Source organism: Streptomyces virginiae (assembly GCF_040638905.1).
GTDB classification, from domain to species: domain Bacteria; phylum Actinomycetota; class Actinomycetes; order Streptomycetales; family Streptomycetaceae; genus Streptomyces; species Streptomyces virginiae_B.
Genome location: NZ_JBEZYV010000001.1, coordinates 257,541 through 272,546, shown reverse-complemented (window position 1 = coordinate 272,546; position 15,006 = coordinate 257,541). Strand labels below are relative to the sequence as shown.

The window sequence follows — 15,006 nt, the reverse complement described above, 5'->3', positions numbered from 1 at the left end:
GAGAATCAGGGGGCGGGGCGGCGCGAGACCGTGCAGCTCCGGCCGGCAGCGGGTAACCGTGGCGGGGCGTCGGGGGCTCGGGCGGGTTCTGTCCGGCCGACACCCACCGCCGGGCCTGTCGGCCGCGGTGGGGGCACTCGGCCGGCGTCAGGCGGCTCGGGCGCGGCCCGTTCGGCTGCACCGGCGACCGCCGGACGGCTCCGCCGCGCCGGGCGGGCAACCGTGGCGCGCGCGTCGGCAGGCTCGGCGCGGCCCGTCGCCCGGGGCCGTTGCCCCGCCGGACGGCTCGGCCGCCGCGCTGAGCCCGCCCCGCCGTTCCCGCCGACCGCCCGCGAAGGTACCAGGCGGCCCGCGGCTTCCCGGGTCCGTAGGGCCCGAGGAGATCCCGCGCCCCGGGGCCGTGGCGGCACCCTGGCCGCAGGACCCGACCAAGCCGTCTCTTTCGGATCGTGCAGGGCCCGCGTTGTCCGACGCGGGCTCGGCCGACAACATCCGAAAGCGACGACTCAGTGCCAGCCGTAGCGTTCGCGCAGGCGATTGACCACCAGGCCGAAACGGCCTGGGTCCAGCGCGCAGGCCTCCCGCCGCATCCCCGACTCGTGGACCCGCAGCACCCGGTCGACGGCCACCCACGACTCACGGCCCGCGCTGTCCCACGGGCCCGTCCCGATCGGAACCCATTCGTGGTCGTGGTCGTGCCGCTTGCTGGACAGCTGCACGGCGAGCAGCATCCGGCCACCCGGTTCGCGGGCCACGACCAGCACCGGGCGGTCCTTGCCGCGGCCGTCGTTCTCCTCGAAGGGGACCCAGGTCCACACGATCTCGCCAGGGTCGGGGTCGCCGTCGGGATCCGGCGCGTACTCGGTCCGTACCGGCCCGATGGCGTGCGGATCGGCCTCGGTGGTGGCCGTGGCGCCGTCGCGGCCCGGCTGGTCGGCGCGGCCGCTGCTGTGCTGGGAAAGTGCCGTCATCCGGGCGAGGGTACTGCCTGCCGGGGGCCGGGCCGGCCGGTCAGTCCGTGACCAGGGCCATGACGAAGCCGTCGTACCCCTTGACGCCGACGGTCTGCAGAGCCGTGGCGGTGAGGCGGGGATGTTCGGCGATGAGTTCGGTGAAGCGGCGTACTCCCTGCACCCGGGGATCGTCGGCGGCGGGGTCGACCACGGCGCCGTCACGTACGACGTTGTCGCCGATGATGACGCTGCCGGGCCGGGTGAGCGCGAGGGCCCACTGCAGGTACTCGGGGTTGGACGGCTTGTCCGCGTCGATGAAGACGAAGTCGAAGGGGTCCAGGCCGGTCAGCGCCGGCAGGAGGTCGACGGCCCTGCCGCGGCGGATGTCGACCCGGTCCTCCAGCCCGGCGCGGGCGATGTTGGCGGCCGCGGTGTCGGCGCACCGCTCGTCCGCCTCCAGCGTGACCAGCCGCCCGCCCTCGGGCAGCGCCCTGGCGAGCCAGATGGTGCTGTAGCCGCCGAGGGTTCCTATCTCCAGGATGGAGCGGGCGCCCCGGATCCGGGCCAGGAGGTGCAGCAACTTGCCTTGGTTCGGCGCCACCTGATGAGCGGGCAGTCCCGCCGCCTCACTGGCCGCCGCGGCGGCCTCCAGCGCCTCGTCCTCGTCGACCAACAGCCCGTCGAAGTACGCGTCGACCGCCGTCCACGTCCGCTGACCCACGCATCCCCCCTCGTCGCGTCCATCCGCGTCCGTTCCCAGAGGGAACTTAAAGGACGCGCCCCTCCGCCTCGTGGTGCGCGCCCGTGCACAGCGCCCAGACGACGAGGATGTTCACGGCGATGAGCACCAGCGCCCACAAGGGGTAGTACGGCAGCCACAGGAAGTTGGCGAACGCGCCCAGACCGGCGACGGTGATGCCGAGGTAACGCGCCCACAGGGCGCCGGTGGCGAGGACGGCGCATCCGGCCGCGACGAGGACGATGCCCAGGATGATGTGGACCCAGCCCCAGCCGGTCAGGCTGAACTCGAACAGGTAGTGGCGCGTCACGACGAACAGGTCGTCGCTGGCGACGGCGGCGATCCCCTCGAAGAACGCCATCGCCCCGCCGAAGATCATCAGGACCGCCGCCAGAACGGTTCTGCCCGACGCGGCCGCGTGCCACGGGTCCGGATGCGTGCGGGCTGCCTGCGACCCGCCGGCGTCAGTGGCCATTTCGGTCTCCTTGGGTGCCAGGGCCGGCCGGCCGGGCGCGGCCGGGACCGGCGAGATCCCCCCTTCAGCGTGTCACGGGTGCTCACCCTCGGCATTCCGGCCTGTCGACCGCCCGCCTCCGCACCGCCCGCGCACCACCCCCGCATCGAGCCCGCCCCGGCGGCCCCTCCCCGAAACCGCCCCCGTGACCTCCTCTCAGCCCGGTCGCCGCTCCGCCCAGCCCTCCGCCGCCTCCACCTGCGCGGCCAGCCCCAGCAGCAGCGGCTCCGAGTCCGCCGGGCCGAGCAATTGGGCCCCCATCGGCAGCCCGTCGTCCGTCAACCCGGCCGGGATGTTCACGCCCGGCCAGCCCAGCACGTTCCACGTCCAGGCGTACGGGCAGGCGGCGATCATCGCCCGGTCCGTGGCCATGGCCCCCAGTCCGGCCAGCGCCCCGATCCGCAGCGGCGGAGTGGCCGTCGTCGGGGTCAGGACCACGTCGAAGCGGCCGAAGATCTCCCCGACCCGCCGGTGCAGCAGGGCCTCCGCCCGGCGCGAGACCCGCAGCGGCAGACCGCCCAGCAGACGGCCCGTCCGCACGGCCTCGTGCGTACGGGGGTCCAGCAGCGCCGGATCCGGCGTCCGCGCCGCCCAGTCCCGTACGCCGCTGGTCGCGCGGGGCACGAAGGTCAGGCCGATCGGGCCGTAGCGGGGGTCCTCCGGGATCACCTCGTGGCCCAGTGACTCCAGCCGCGCGGCCAGCCGCTCCACCGCGGAACGCACCTCCGGGTCGAGCGACTTGGGCGTCGCCGTGAAGGCCATCCCGAAAGAGAGCGCGATCCGCAGCCGGCGCGGGGCGCGCCCGGCCGCCTCGACCGCGCGGATGCGGGCCGGGCGGTGCAGGTCCTCGGGGTGCTGCCCGCTCGCGGCGTCCAGCAGGAGCGCCGCGTCCGCGACCGTACGGGCCAGCACCCCGTTGACCGTGAGCCCGTTGAAGGACTCCGGCTCGGGCCAGGTGGAGATGCGCCCGCGCTGCGGTTTCACGCCGACCAGATGCGTCCAGGCGGCCGGGATCCGCACGGACCCGGCCCCGTCCGAACCGAGCGCGGCCGGGACCAGGCCCGCCGCGACGGCGGCCGCCGAGCCGCCCGAGGAGCCACCCGGCGTGTAGGACCGGTTCCACGGATTGCGGGTCTCGCCGAAGGCCCCGCCCTCGGTGAAGGGCCACTGGCCCAGCTCCGGTGTCTGGGTCTTGCCGACGATGACAGCACCGGCCGCCCGCAGCCTGCGGACCGCCTCGCTGTCGGCGGTCTTCCGGGCGAAGGCCCCGGCGCAGCCGAACGCCGTCGGCTCGCCCGCCACGTCCATGTCGTCCTTCACCGCGAGCGGCACCCCGAGCAGCGGCAGCCGCTCGCCCGCGGCGAGCCTCCGGTCGGCCGCCTCGGCCTCGGCGAGCGCCGCTTCCGCGCGCACCGTCCGGAACGCGTTCAGCTCGGGCTGCGCCGCGACGATCCGGCGGAGCGCCTCCTGGGTCAACTCCCTTGCGGAAACACTTCCTTCGGCCAGTGCGGCGGTCATCTCGACCAAGCCGCAGGGCATCGTGGACCCTGCGGTGGACTCCGCCGTGGCAGCACCGGATGACTCAGACATCGCGAACCCTCCCCCATTACCGATCGGTAGGAAGACCGTAACGCCGGAGCCGCCCCGGATGTCAGAGCAAGGACGAGACCGGGACCTCCTCGCCCCAGCAGGAGAGCGTGTCGACGGCACGCAGGCGGTACGGGCCCTCACCCAGAGCCGCGGCGCGGACCCGCTCGCGGTGCCCAGGTATCTGCTCGGCGAGGGCGGGCAGCCGGAGCACGGCCAGGAGCACTCCCAGAGCCGCCGCGCGGACCTCGGGACACCCCGTGTCGAGGAAGGGCCACGCGGCCGCGTGGAAGTCCGGGGCGAGATCGAGGAACGCCTCAAGGTCCTCCTCGTCGCCGTAGGGCCGCTCCCGCTGCGCCACCGCCTCCACGACCGAGTCCCCCAGCCAGCCCAGCAGCCCGGCCCGCAACGGGAACGGGGTCTGCGGACCGAGGCCGTCCTCCTCCTGCGCGCAGCGGTCGGTGACCTGAGCGAGCGTCCGCGGATCACCGAGGACCGCGGCCACGAACCGGGCGGCGGGAGCCGTGGCGGTGTAGAACACCTGCTGGCGCGTGTGGGCCTCGACCAGGTCCCGGAAGGCCCGGCCCTGTATGACGGGGTCCTCGTCGAGGAGCTCCAGCAGGATCACGGGCGTGGCCGGCGCCACGTCCGGGCAGCAGTGTTCCACCGCGTTCCAGTCGGTCTGCAGCAGCAGGTCCCGCGGGTCGACAAGGGCTTGGTACTCACCGGCATTGCTCATGGCGCCAGTGTCGCAACCGCCTCTGACACCCGGCGGCCTGATCGACCACCAGTCGAACGGAGTCCGCATGGCGGTCGAGATCGTCTTCGAGACCCATGCGCTCACCGAGGACAACGAGAAGGGCATCGCCTCCGGCCATCTGCCCGGCCGCCCCCTCGGAGCAGGGGCGCCGACCGGCCGCCGAGCTCGGAACCCGCCGCCGCGACGACGTTTCGGCGGCCGTCTTCGTGCGAACGATCTGCACCGTGCCGTGGAGACGGCACGGATCGCCTTCTCCGGCGCACCGCTCACCGTCCGTCAGGATCCGCGCCCGCGCGAGTGCGACCACGGCGAGCTCAACGGCTGCTCTGGCGGTCCTCGCCCACTCGGCCGACAAGTGGGCGTTCGACTGCCTGCTGGCCGTCGCTTCGACAGCGTCGAGGAACTGTCGGCGAGCCCACCGGGTGGCGGGAAAGCCGGCACGGCGCGCTGACCACGAGGTGAGGCAGGGACCACGGGGCCGGCCGCGACGGCGCGGGGCCGCCACCGGATGAGGTGGCGGCCCCGCACAGGCGTACGGCTCGGGACCGGCGCAGACGTCGGCGTCAGCGCCGGTCCCGAGCCGGCGGTTCAGGAACCGGTGGCGCGGACCGAGCCGGTGCTCGCACCGCTGGTGTCGCCCAGGAAGCAGGTGACCTCGCGGTCACCGAGGGCCCAGGTGGCGGCCTGCGGGAAGTAGTAGTAGACCTCCAGCTTCTCCGACAGCTTGGGGTTCTTGCCCACGTAGTCGGTCAGCAGCTTGCCGGCGCACTTCTCCTCGGCGAGCGAGGTGACCTTCTCCGTGCCCGGGTAGGCCCCGTCGTCCAGGTTGAAGACGGCGTACGCCTCGCCCTCGTGCGGCTGGTCGCAGGGCAGCACGCGCACCGAGAAGGAGGCCTCGCCGCCGTCCTCGTCCTGGTACTCCGCCAGATCGCCGTTGGTGTTGAAGCAGTCCCCCGTGCGGATGTCGCTCACCTTGCTGGAGCCCGAGTCGGTGACCTGGCCGCTGGTGTCGCGCTTCGGCGCGGGGCCGTCGTCCAGCGCTCCGGTGAGGCCGAGGACCAGGAGGATCCCGTAGAAGGCGATGGTCACGCAGTGGATGACGATCGCCGCGACGGCGAAGCCCTTGCCCTTCTCGCCGCGCTTGCGGATCTGGGAGAGGGCCACGATGCCGAGAACCAGGGGGACGAGCGGCAGCGCGCACGCGAGCGACATGACGAACGCGACGATGGCCAGCGCGTTGGTCTTCTGCTGGACCGGCGGCGGATACCAGCCCTGCGGGCCGCCGAACGGCGCGGGCTGCCCCGGCTGTCCGTACGGTCCCGGCTGCGGGTACGGCTCGGGGGACGGGGGGCCGGGCGGTATGGACATGCGCGTGGAGCTCCTTGCTCAGAGGGTGGGACGCAGCCGACGGCGGGCCGGTGGCGGCGATGGCCGCCGCCCCGTGAAGGCAGGCTTGATGGTCGCACGGGGCTCGGACAGCCCGAGCCCCGGTATCCCTGAGGCCCCGCCGCATCCGCCCCGCCTCACGCCCCGTCGGCGCTACCGCGACGGCGCGTCCTGGATCCACCCCTCCAGGGAGCCCAGGGCGCCGTGATCGGTGCCGGCGACGCGCTCGTCGGGCGGCTGCTGCGGCCCCGGCTGAGCACGGTGCGCATCGAGATGCCGACGGGCGATCATCTGGCGTCGCTCATGGACCACGCGGTGCGCGAGCCGTCCGAGGCCACGGAGCGGCACGACCTCATGGCCGCGCAGGCCGTCCACCGCGAGTCGACCTGACGGCGACGCCGCCCCACCGCCCGGCACCGCCGCCGGCGCCGCCCGCCCGGCACAATGCGCCGCCGCGTCCGGCAGGACCCGCCGTGCGGGGCCCCTCCGGCGGGGCGCGCTCGGAGGGGGGCCGTTGACAGGCGGTGACCTGCGGACGGACACTGCGGGCGCGCCCCACCGGGCGTGCCCGGTGGCGTGCCCCGGTGCCCACACCGGCACCGGTGCGCCCGCGCCCGTACGGATCCGCCCAGGAGAGACCCCATGAGCATCCGCACCGTCCGCGACGTATACGTCGTCGACGCCGTCCGCACCCCGATCGGCAAGTTCGGCGGCGCCCTCGCCGGGGTACGGCCGGACGACCTGGCCGCGCACGTGGTGCGCGCGCTGGTGGACCGTACGCCCGACCTCGACCCGGCCCGTATCGACGACGTCGTCTTCGGCGACGCCAACGGCGCGGGCGAGGACAACCGCGACGTGGCCCGCATGGCCGTACTGCTGGCGGGGCTGCCCGTGACCGTCCCCGGCGTCACCGTCAACCGGCTCTGCGGATCCGGCCTGGAGGCCGTGGTCCAGGCGGCCCGCGCCATCGCGCTCGGCGACGCCTCGGTGGCCATCGCGGGCGGCGTCGAGTCGATGAGCCGCGCCCCCTGGGTGGTCCAGAAGCCCGAACGGGCCTTCCCCGCCGGGCACCAGCAGATGTGGTCCACCACGCTGGGCTGGCGGATGACGAACCCGCGGATGCCCGCCGAGTGGACCGGCTCCCTCGGTGAGGGCGCCGAACTGATCGCCGACAAGTACGCCGTCACCCGCGAGGCACAGGACGCCTTCGCGCTGGAGAGCCACCGCAAGGCCGCGGCCGCCTGGGCCGCCGGCCTGTACGACGGCGAGGTCGTGCCCTACGACGGCGTGGACCTGGCGCGGGACGAGTGCATCCGCGAGGGCTCCACGCCCGAGGCGCTGGCCAGGCTCAAGCCCGCCTTCCGGACGGACGGCCGGGGCACGGTCACGGCCGGCAACGCCTCCCCGCTCAACGACGGTGCGGCCGCGCTGCTGCTGACCGACGAGGCGGGCCTGGCTGCCACCGGCCGGGAACCGCTGGCCCGGATCAGCGTCTCCGCCGTCACCGGGATCGAGCCCCAGCTCTTCGGCCTCGGCCCGGTGGACGCAGTACAGCGCGCCCTCGGCAAGGCCGGACGCGGTCTCGGCGACCTCGCCGTCCTCGAACTCAACGAGGCTTTCGCGGCACAGGCGTTGGGCTGCCTGGCGGCCTGGCCGGAGCTGGACCCGGCCGTGGTCAACCCGCGAGGCGGCGCCATCGCGATCGGCCACCCGCTCGGCGCCTCTGGCGCCCGGCTCGCCGGCTCGGTCGCGCACCAGCTGGCCGCGGCGGGCTCCGGTACGGGCATGGCGGCGCTGTGCATCGGCGTCGGACAGGGCATCGCACTCGTCCTGGAGCGCTGACCCCCGCCCCCCAGGGCGTCGATCGTTTCCGGTCAGTGCCCCTCGCCAACTGCCCAATAACTGAACAGAAGTGGCGCCTCCGGTCTGGCACGATGGCGCGTGCTGCCGCCCCCCCTCGCCCGGCATCCCGCCCATCCCCACCCGGAGGCCCCGCGCCATGCCGCTCCTCGACCCGACGCTCTGGCAGTACGGACCCACACTCACCGGCGGCGCGGCCCCGGTCGTCGAACCGGCGACCGGCCGCACCCTCGCCACCCTCGACCTCGCCGCGCCCGCCGATGTCGCGGAGGCCGCCGTACGCGCCCGGGCGGCGCAGCGCGCCTGGGCCCGCACCACCCACCCCGAGCGGGCGGCCGTACTGCGCCGAGCCGGGGACCTCTTCACCGCCCACGCCGACGAGCTGCGGCAGTGGCTGGTGCGCGAGTCCGGGTCGATACCCGGCAAGGCCGCCTTCGAGCTGCACGTCGCCGCGCAGGAGTGCTACGAGGCGGCGGCGCTGGCCTCGCGTCCGACCGGGCAGGTGCTGCCGAGCGAGGCGCCCCGGCTGTCCTTCACCCGCCGGGTCCCGGCCGGCGTGGTCGGGGTCATCGCACCCTTCAACGCCCCGCTGATCCTGGCGATCCGCTCGGTCGCGCCGGCGCTGGCGCTCGGCAACGCCGTGCTGCTCAAGCCGGACCCGCGCACCGCCGTCTGCGGCGGACTCGCGCTCGCCGCGGTCCTCACCGCCGCGGGGCTGCCGGACGGGCTGCTGCACGTCCTGCCCGGCGGCGCCGCCACGGGCGCGGCGGTGGTCGCCGACCCGCGGGTGCGGGTGGTCTCCTTCACCGGCTCCACCGCCGTCGGCCGTACCGTCGCGGAACTGGCGGGACGTCACCTCAAGCGCGTGCACCTGGAATTGGGCGGCAACTCGGCTCTCGTCGTGCTCCGCGACGCCGACGTCGAAGCCGCCGTCGCCCAGGCCTCCTGGGGCTCCTTCTTCCACCAGGGCCAGATCTGCATGACGGCGGGCCGCCACCTCGTGCACGCCTCGCTCTACGACGAGTACGTCGAGCGGCTCGCCGCGCGCGCCGAGGAACTGGCCGTGGGCGACCCGTACCGCGAGCAGGTCCACCTGGGCCCGCTGATCGACCGCGCCCAGCTGGAGCGGGTACACGCGCTGGTGGAGGCCAGCACCGCGGCGGGGGCCAAGCTCGTCGCCGGCGGTACGCACCGCGACCTCTTCTACCGGCCGACCGTCCTCGCCGGCGCCGCCGACGACACCCCCGCCTACGCCGAGGAGGTCTTCGGCCCGGTCGCTCCCGTACGGTCCTTCGCGACGGAGGACGAGGCGGTGGAACTGGCCTCGGCGGGACCGTACGGCCTCTCCCTCGGGATCGTCACCCACGACGCGGGGCGCGGCCTCGACCTGGCGGAGCGCATTCCGACCGGGATCGCGCACGTCAACGACCAGACGGTGGGCGACGAGGCCGTCGCGCCCTTCGGCGGCGTCGGCGCCTCCGGGACCGGCGCCCGCTTCGGCGGCGAGGCGAACCTCGACGCCTTCACCGAACTGCGCTGGACCACGGCACGCACCACGCCCGCCGGCCACCCGTTCTGAGAGCGCCCCGCTCCGGGGCGGAATGCACGGGACGGGTCGTTCGTTCAACCAGCAGACGGCTCTATCAGGAGGTCTGGACACCGTGGCTACAGTCGAGCTCACCAAGGAGAACTTCGACCAGACGGTCAGCGAGAACCCGTTCGTGCTGATCGACTTCTGGGCGGGCTGGTGCCGGCCGTGCCTGCAGTTCGCACCGGTCTACGAGCGGGCCTCGGAGGCCCACCCCGATCTGGTCTTCGCCAAGGTGGACACCGAGGCCCAGCAGGAGCTGGCCGGTGCCTTCCAGATCACCTCGATCCCGACCCTCATGATCGTCCGGGACCAGGTGGCCATCTTCGCCCAACCCGGCGCCCTGCCGGAGGCGGCCCTGACCGACCTCATCGGGGAGGCCCGCGCCCTCGACATGGACGAGGTACGCGCCAAGATCGCCGCCTCCCAGCCGGGCGCGCAGGACCCCGGCGGCGACGGGTCCGGCACGCCGGAGGCGTGAGTGCGTGACGGGGCCACCGATCAGCGGTGAGACTGGGCCGCATGAATGAAGTCGTGGAGTACGACGTCGTGGTGCTCGGCGGGGGACCGGCCGGCGAGAACATCGTCGACCGGACCCGCGCCGCAGGGCTGAGCACGGCCCTCGTGGAGAGCGAACTGGTCGGCGGAGAGTGCTCGTACTGGGCGTGCATCCCCAGCAAGGCGCTGCTGCGCCCGGTGCTGGCGCGGGCCGACGCCCGCCGAGTGCCCGGGCTGGCGGGCGCCGCCGAGGGCCCTCTGGACACGGCGGCGGTGTACGCGCACCGCGACTACTGGGTCGGCGACTGGAAGGACCAGGGCCAGATCGACTGGCTCGACTCCACCGGCGCCGACGTCCACCGCGGCCACGGCCGCCTCTTCGGGGTCCGCAAGGTGGCCGTCACCAGCCCCGAGGGCGAGCACCAGGTGCTGTCGGCCCGGCACGCGGTGGTCGTCGCCACGGGGACCCGGGCCGTGGTCCCCGACCTGCCGGGCATTGCCGACGCCCGCCCCTGGACCAGCCGGGAGGCGACCTCCGCGCGGCAGGCGCCCCGTCGGCTGATCATCGTGGGCGGTTCCGTGGTGGCCTGTGAGATGGCCACCGCCTGGCAGGCTCTGGGATCGCAGGTGACCGTCCTCGTACGCGGCTCCCGGCTGCTGCCGAGGATGGAGCCCTTCGCGGGGGAGCTCGTCGCCGACGCCCTGCGCGAGGCGGGCGCGGTGATCCGTACGGGGGTGGCCGTCGAGTCGGTCGTACGGGACGGCTCGACCGGGCCCGTCAGCGTGGTGCTGGGGGGCGGGGAGGTCGTCGAGGGCGACGAACTGCTGATGGCGACGGGTCGCGCGCCGCGGACCGAGGACATCGGGCTGGACACCGTCGGGCTGGCGCCCGGCGGCTGGATCGGGGTCGACGAAACCTGCCAGGTGCCCGGCTTCGACTGGCTCTACGCCGTCGGGGACGTCAACCACCGCGCCCTTCTCACCCACCAGGGCAAGTACCAGGCCCGCATCGCGGGCGCCGCCATCGCCGCCCGCGCGGCGGGCACCCCACTGGACACCGCCGCTTGGGGCGCCCATGCGGCGACCGCCGACACCCGCGCGCTCCCGCAGGCCGTCTTCACCGACCCGGAGGCCGCCGCGGTGGGCCTCAGCCTGGACGAGGCCCAACAGGCGGGCCACAGGGTGCGCGCGGTCGACTACGACATGTCCAAGGTCTCCGGCGCCGGGCTGTACGCCGACGGCTACCGCGGCCGGGCCCGGATGATCGTCGACCTCGACCGCGAGGTCCTGCTGGGGGCCACCTTCGTGGGCCCCGGCGCCGCCGAACTGGTACACGCGGCGACCGTCGCCGTCGCCGGAGAGGTCCCGATCGCGCGCCTGTGGCACGCGGTACCGGCCTTCCCGACCGTCAGCGAGATCTGGCTCCGCCTGCTGGAGACCTATCGCGGCTGAGGCGGAGGCGGGCCCGGGCCGCCGCGGCGGGCCTCATTCGGCGATCTCGGTGCGTTCCCACCACTCGTAGACGGGGAGCCGCCCCTCGGGCCCGTCCTGGGTCCGCGACGTGCTCCTGAAGTGCTCGTAGCCGCCGCGGTGCGCAATCTTCAGGTCTTCTCCGGGAGGGGCGGCCTCGACGATCCGTTCCTGCAGATCGTCCGGGCCGCCCTCCAGGGCTGCCTTGTTCGCCATGCCCCCAGTGTTGCCAGCCGTGAGACCGCCCGCATCAGGAAGGCCGCCATCGGGATCCCGTCGGGACCGCCGTCGGGGTCCTGGACAGCCGGCCGGCGCTACCGTCGGGGGCGGCTCGGCCGGTGGCGCATCCGACGTCACGGTCGGCGGTACGGGCACCACCCGTGGCGCACTGGTGCTCACGACGGCGGGCTGGGTGCTGGTACGCCGCACCCGACCGTGCCGCAGCGCCTGACGACTCGCGGGGAACGGTGGGAACGGCGCGGCCCGTCAGCGCCGTTGAACGTGTCGATCGCATCTGTCGACCAGGGATCCAGGATCCAGGAGGCACCGCCCGTGATCGTGATCGCCCACCTCAGCGACGTACACCTCGACGGTGACCGGCGCGCCGCCGACCGCACCCGCGCCGTCATGGACTACCTCGACGGCCTGCCCCACGACCTGGACGCCGTACTCGTGAGCGGGGACATAGCCGACCACGCCGAGGACGCGGAGTACGAGGAGGCCGCGAAGCTGCTGCGGTCACGCCACCCCTTGGTGGTCTGTCCCGGCAACCACGACGGGCGCGCCGCCTTCCGCCGCGGACTGCTGGGGGAGGAGACCCCGTCCGCGCTGCCGGTCGACCAGGAGCTGCGCGGCGACGGCTTCGTGCTCGCCGTGTGCGACTCCTCCGTCCCCGGTGCGCACCACGGCTTCCTGGAGGAGTCGACGCTGGCCTGGCTGGACGGCGTACTGACCGACACCCCGCGGGACACCCCTGTCCTGGTCGCCTTCCACCACCCGCCGGTCATGCTGCACACCCCGTACGTCGACGGGATACGCCAGTTCGGCGAGGACAGGCTCGCCGCGCTCGTGGAGCGGCACCCGCACCTGGCGGCGTTCCTGTGCGGGCACGCCCACACCGCGGCTGCCACCACCTTCGCCGGCCGACCGCTCCTGGTGGCACCCGGGGTCGTGTCCACCCTCCGGCTGCCGTGGGAGGGGCGCACCGGGTCCTCCGAGCACGTGCACCTCGACGAACCGCCGTCCGTCGCCTTCCACGTGCTCGGTGACGACGGCCGGCTCACGACCCACTACCGGGTGGTCGTGGACCGCTGATAGCTGCGTCCGTCGCGGGTCCGCGTGAGCAGGCCCGAGGTGATCAGATAGCGCCGCAGCGCCGAACAGTCCTCGTGCACGGTGCGCAGCGCGTCGTTCACCTCGGGCTCCGTGTACGTGCGTTCCACCGTGAACAGGGTCTCGGCCAGGTGGACGAGGAGCTGTTCCCGCCGGGCGGCCTTGCGCGGGATCGCGGTGAGGCGGCCGCCGGAGAAGAGGTCGGAGACGTCCCGGCGGGCCGGCCGCGGGGCGGACTGCTGCGGGGGTTCGGTGCTCTGTGACATGACAACGAGCCTCTCGCGGCGCACCGGGTCCGGCAACGCAATTTCCGCCCGGGCCACGAGAAGTGAGGCCCGTCCTCCCCGGATTGACTCCGGGGAGGACGGGCCGGGCGCGGTACGGCGGTCGGGCTCAGGGGCCGACGGTGATGTCCTGCGCCGGGTCGGTGACGTCGGAGACCTTGTAGACCGCGTTGAACACCGACGCGGTGGCGCTGGTCGGGCAGCCGAACCCGCCGGTGACCTTGACCGGTACGGACGCGTTGGTGAAGGTCAGGGTCGACGGGCTGCCGTTGGCCCAGGTGCCGGGAACGCTCGCCGGGGCCGTGGGGGCGGCGGTGACCGTACAGGAGGCGAGCCCGGTCGTCTTGAGGACCAGCCCGCCGGTCGGCACGGTCATGGTGGCGGTGATCGGCGCGCCGTCCTGCATGGACACCGCCCACGCACCGCTGGTGGTGACCGTCGGGGTCACCCCCGGCATGCTGGACGTGCAGGAGCTGTACGTCGGCGGCGAGATCGGCGAGGACACGGGCCCGGCCGGGTTGCTGTTGCCGGGCGCGGCCGGCACCGTTCCGGTGGAGACGGAGACCGTGCAGGTCACCGTCACCGAACCGGCCTTGAGGGTGGCCTTCCCGCTGAGGACGGCCTTGAAGTCGTGGCCCGCCGGGGTGACGGTGGTCGACCCGGCCACGGGCACGGGAGCGGCGGAGGCGGTGACCGAGGCGAGCGCTATGGCGCCGGCGGCGGCCGTCCCGAGGGCGAGCGCGGTACGTGTGCGGCTCATGGCTGTGCTCCTTGGGGATCGGAGTGCGGGGTGGGGGGCGGGGGCGCGCTTCGGGGCGGGACCGGGGCGGAAGCCCGGGGCGGGACCGGAGCCGAGACCGGGGTCTCGTCCAGGTCCTGGGACCGGCCCTTGTCCGATGCCGGGACCGCGACCGCAGCCGGAGCCGGAGCCGGGTCGGGCTCCGCCCCGGTCCCGGCCCCGGTTCCGCCGTCGGCGCGCTGGGCGGCGTACGGCTGCCAGGCGAACATCAGGCCGCCGCCGAGGATGCCGAGGAGGGTGCCGATCAGGAAGCCGCCCAGGTTCGACAGGACCAGCGCGGCGGTGGCGATCAGGGTGGTGAGGACACCCGCGAGACCGCGCTGGGGCGGCGAGAACCAGGCGGTGAGGCCCAGCACGACCATCACGATGCCCATCAGGACGGACGGGATCCCCGCCACCCCCTGCTGGAGCATGATCTTCAACGGCGCCAGTGGGAGGACGCAGATCCACGCCCCGGCCAGGATCGCGAACAGCCCGCCCCAGAAGGGCCTGCTGCGCCGCCACCGCCGCCACCGCTGACGGCGGCTCAGAAGCATTCCTTCTTGCCCTTGCTGACGTTCATGCTGAGCCCGGAGAGCTTGAAGGTGCCGGCGTTCGTCGCCCACGCCGTCTGCTGGAGACCGGTGATGCGGACCGTGTCGGCCTGCTGGGCGAAGAGGTCCTGCATGCCCTGCGCGTCGGCCGGCCCCTTGTCGAGGGTCGAAGCGTCGCGCCCGATCTCGATGTTGCTGAAGACGGCGTCACCGGCGAGCTGGGTCGCGTCGACGAAGAGGTTGCTCGCCTCCACCGGGGTCTTCCCGCCCGCGGTCAGGTTGAGCGAGATGTCCCCGACCACGGGGAGCGTGGTGACGACGGACTGGCAGAGGTTCTGGAGCTTGGCCTCCCGGATGGCGGTGACGGCCACCGGGATGAGCTCGTCGCGGGCGTTGACGTCGACGCCGCCGTACTGGGCGAAGCCCTCGCCCTCCAGGCTGCTCGCCGACACCTTGAACTGCTGTCCCGACACGGCGAAAGAGGCGGCCAGCACGCCCTGGGCGAGGGCGATGCCGAGGCCGGCGGTCACCGCGACGGCGGGAACGGTCAGGACGGCGAACCGGCGCCAGCGGACGCGGCCGGATGCGCTGTGCTCGTCGGATAAGTGGGGGGAACCGGTCATGGGATCGTCCCTTATTTCGGCTGTGCACCGTTGTTACCGACGAGTTGAATGTAAGAGTGCCAATGGTGGTTGGCAAGGTT

Annotated in this window: 18 protein-coding genes; 7 read left to right on the top strand and 11 right to left on the bottom strand. The window is 73.9% G+C overall.

Features of this window, described 5'->3' with window-relative positions:
• Positions 1–506: 506 nt before the first annotated feature.
• The 5 genes from AB0F82_RS01390 to AB0F82_RS01370 all read right to left on the bottom strand — a co-directional run bounded on the left by AB0F82_RS01390 (position 507) and on the right by AB0F82_RS01370 (position 4,532).
• A complete protein-coding gene (locus AB0F82_RS01390) occupies positions 507–971 on the bottom strand; it encodes a type II toxin-antitoxin system PemK/MazF family toxin (protein ID WP_362622515.1) in 465 nt (154 codons plus the stop codon).
• Positions 972–1,011: 40 nt separating this feature from the next.
• On the bottom strand, positions 1,012–1,674 hold the full coding sequence (locus AB0F82_RS01385) for an O-methyltransferase (protein ID WP_362622513.1): 663 nt from the start codon (positions 1,672–1,674) through the stop codon (positions 1,012–1,014).
• A gap of 46 nt (positions 1,675–1,720) precedes the next feature.
• Positions 1,721–2,167, bottom strand: a complete 447-nt coding sequence (locus tag AB0F82_RS01380) for a DUF7144 family membrane protein (RefSeq protein ID WP_362622510.1) — start codon at positions 2,165–2,167, stop codon at positions 1,721–1,723.
• Positions 2,168–2,362: 195 nt separating this feature from the next.
• Positions 2,363–3,796, bottom strand: coding sequence for an amidase (locus AB0F82_RS01375; protein ID WP_436842003.1), 1,434 nt, complete (start codon positions 3,794–3,796; stop codon positions 2,363–2,365).
• A gap of 61 nt (positions 3,797–3,857) precedes the next feature.
• Positions 3,858–4,532: a hypothetical protein gene (locus AB0F82_RS01370; RefSeq protein ID WP_362622507.1), complete on the bottom strand. Its 675-nt coding sequence runs from the start codon at positions 4,530–4,532 to the stop codon at positions 3,858–3,860.
• Between the two features lie 67 nt (positions 4,533–4,599).
• Between AB0F82_RS01370 and AB0F82_RS01365 the strand changes: the two genes are divergently transcribed.
• Positions 4,600–5,004, top strand: coding sequence for a hypothetical protein (locus AB0F82_RS01365; RefSeq protein WP_362622504.1), 405 nt, complete (start codon positions 4,600–4,602; stop codon positions 5,002–5,004).
• Between the two features lie 137 nt (positions 5,005–5,141).
• Here the strand turns inward: AB0F82_RS01365 and AB0F82_RS01360 are convergent, their stop codons facing one another.
• Positions 5,142–5,921 (bottom strand): DUF4190 domain-containing protein, encoded by a 780-nt coding sequence (locus AB0F82_RS01360; RefSeq protein WP_356810981.1) that lies wholly within the window; start codon positions 5,919–5,921, stop codon positions 5,142–5,144.
• Between the two features lie 222 nt (positions 5,922–6,143).
• On the opposite strand from AB0F82_RS01360, the gene AB0F82_RS01355 reads away from it, so the two are divergent.
• From AB0F82_RS01355 to AB0F82_RS01335, 5 genes are all read left to right on the top strand, one after another.
• Positions 6,144–6,329, top strand: a complete 186-nt coding sequence (locus AB0F82_RS01355) for a hypothetical protein (protein ID WP_362622501.1) — start codon at positions 6,144–6,146, stop codon at positions 6,327–6,329.
• Positions 6,330–6,581: 252 nt separating this feature from the next.
• Positions 6,582–7,781 carry a thiolase family protein gene (locus AB0F82_RS01350; protein ID WP_362622499.1) on the top strand — a complete coding sequence of 400 codons (1,200 nt, stop codon included), beginning with the start codon at positions 6,582–6,584 and terminating at the stop codon, positions 7,779–7,781.
• A 157-nt stretch (positions 7,782–7,938) separates the two neighbouring features.
• Positions 7,939–9,378, top strand: coding sequence for an aldehyde dehydrogenase family protein (locus tag AB0F82_RS01345; RefSeq protein ID WP_362622496.1), 1,440 nt, complete (start codon positions 7,939–7,941; stop codon positions 9,376–9,378).
• Between the two features lie 82 nt (positions 9,379–9,460).
• Positions 9,461–9,868 carry a thioredoxin family protein gene (locus AB0F82_RS01340; RefSeq protein ID WP_362622493.1) on the top strand — a complete coding sequence of 136 codons (408 nt, stop codon included), beginning with the start codon at positions 9,461–9,463 and terminating at the stop codon, positions 9,866–9,868.
• A gap of 41 nt (positions 9,869–9,909) precedes the next feature.
• A complete protein-coding gene (locus tag AB0F82_RS01335; RefSeq protein WP_362622490.1) occupies positions 9,910–11,337 on the top strand; it encodes a dihydrolipoyl dehydrogenase family protein in 1,428 nt (475 codons plus the stop codon).
• A 33-nt stretch (positions 11,338–11,370) separates the two neighbouring features.
• Here AB0F82_RS01335 and AB0F82_RS01330 read toward each other — a convergent pair whose 3' ends face one another.
• On the bottom strand, positions 11,371–11,571 hold the full coding sequence (locus tag AB0F82_RS01330) for a DUF5988 family protein (protein ID WP_362622487.1): 201 nt from the start codon (positions 11,569–11,571) through the stop codon (positions 11,371–11,373).
• 336 nt (positions 11,572–11,907) lie between these two features.
• Between AB0F82_RS01330 and AB0F82_RS01325 the strand changes: the two genes are divergently transcribed.
• Positions 11,908–12,669 (top strand): metallophosphoesterase, encoded by a 762-nt coding sequence (locus tag AB0F82_RS01325; RefSeq protein ID WP_356810975.1) that lies wholly within the window; start codon positions 11,908–11,910, stop codon positions 12,667–12,669.
• Here AB0F82_RS01325 and AB0F82_RS01320 read toward each other — a convergent pair.
• The 4 genes from AB0F82_RS01320 to AB0F82_RS01305 form a co-directional block, all read right to left on the bottom strand.
• The gene (locus AB0F82_RS01320) at positions 12,645–12,953 is read right to left on the bottom strand and encodes a DUF2087 domain-containing protein (RefSeq protein ID WP_362622484.1); all 309 of its coding nucleotides are present in this window, start codon (positions 12,951–12,953) and stop codon (positions 12,645–12,647) included. The genes AB0F82_RS01325 and AB0F82_RS01320 overlap by 25 nt on opposite strands.
• Positions 12,954–13,080: 127 nt before the next feature.
• The gene (locus AB0F82_RS01315; RefSeq protein WP_356810973.1) at positions 13,081–13,731 is read right to left on the bottom strand and encodes a hypothetical protein; all 651 of its coding nucleotides are present in this window, start codon (positions 13,729–13,731) and stop codon (positions 13,081–13,083) included.
• Positions 13,728–14,306: a DUF6114 domain-containing protein gene (locus tag AB0F82_RS01310; RefSeq protein WP_362622481.1), complete on the bottom strand. Its 579-nt coding sequence runs from the start codon at positions 14,304–14,306 to the stop codon at positions 13,728–13,730. Before AB0F82_RS01310 ends, AB0F82_RS01315 begins: the two co-directional genes overlap by 4 nt.
• Entirely contained in the window at positions 14,297–14,926 is a 630-nt protein-coding gene (locus tag AB0F82_RS01305) for a DUF6230 family protein (RefSeq protein WP_356810971.1), read from the bottom strand. The genes AB0F82_RS01310 and AB0F82_RS01305 overlap by 10 nt, the downstream gene beginning before the upstream one ends.
• Positions 14,927–15,006: the final 80 nt, after the last annotated feature.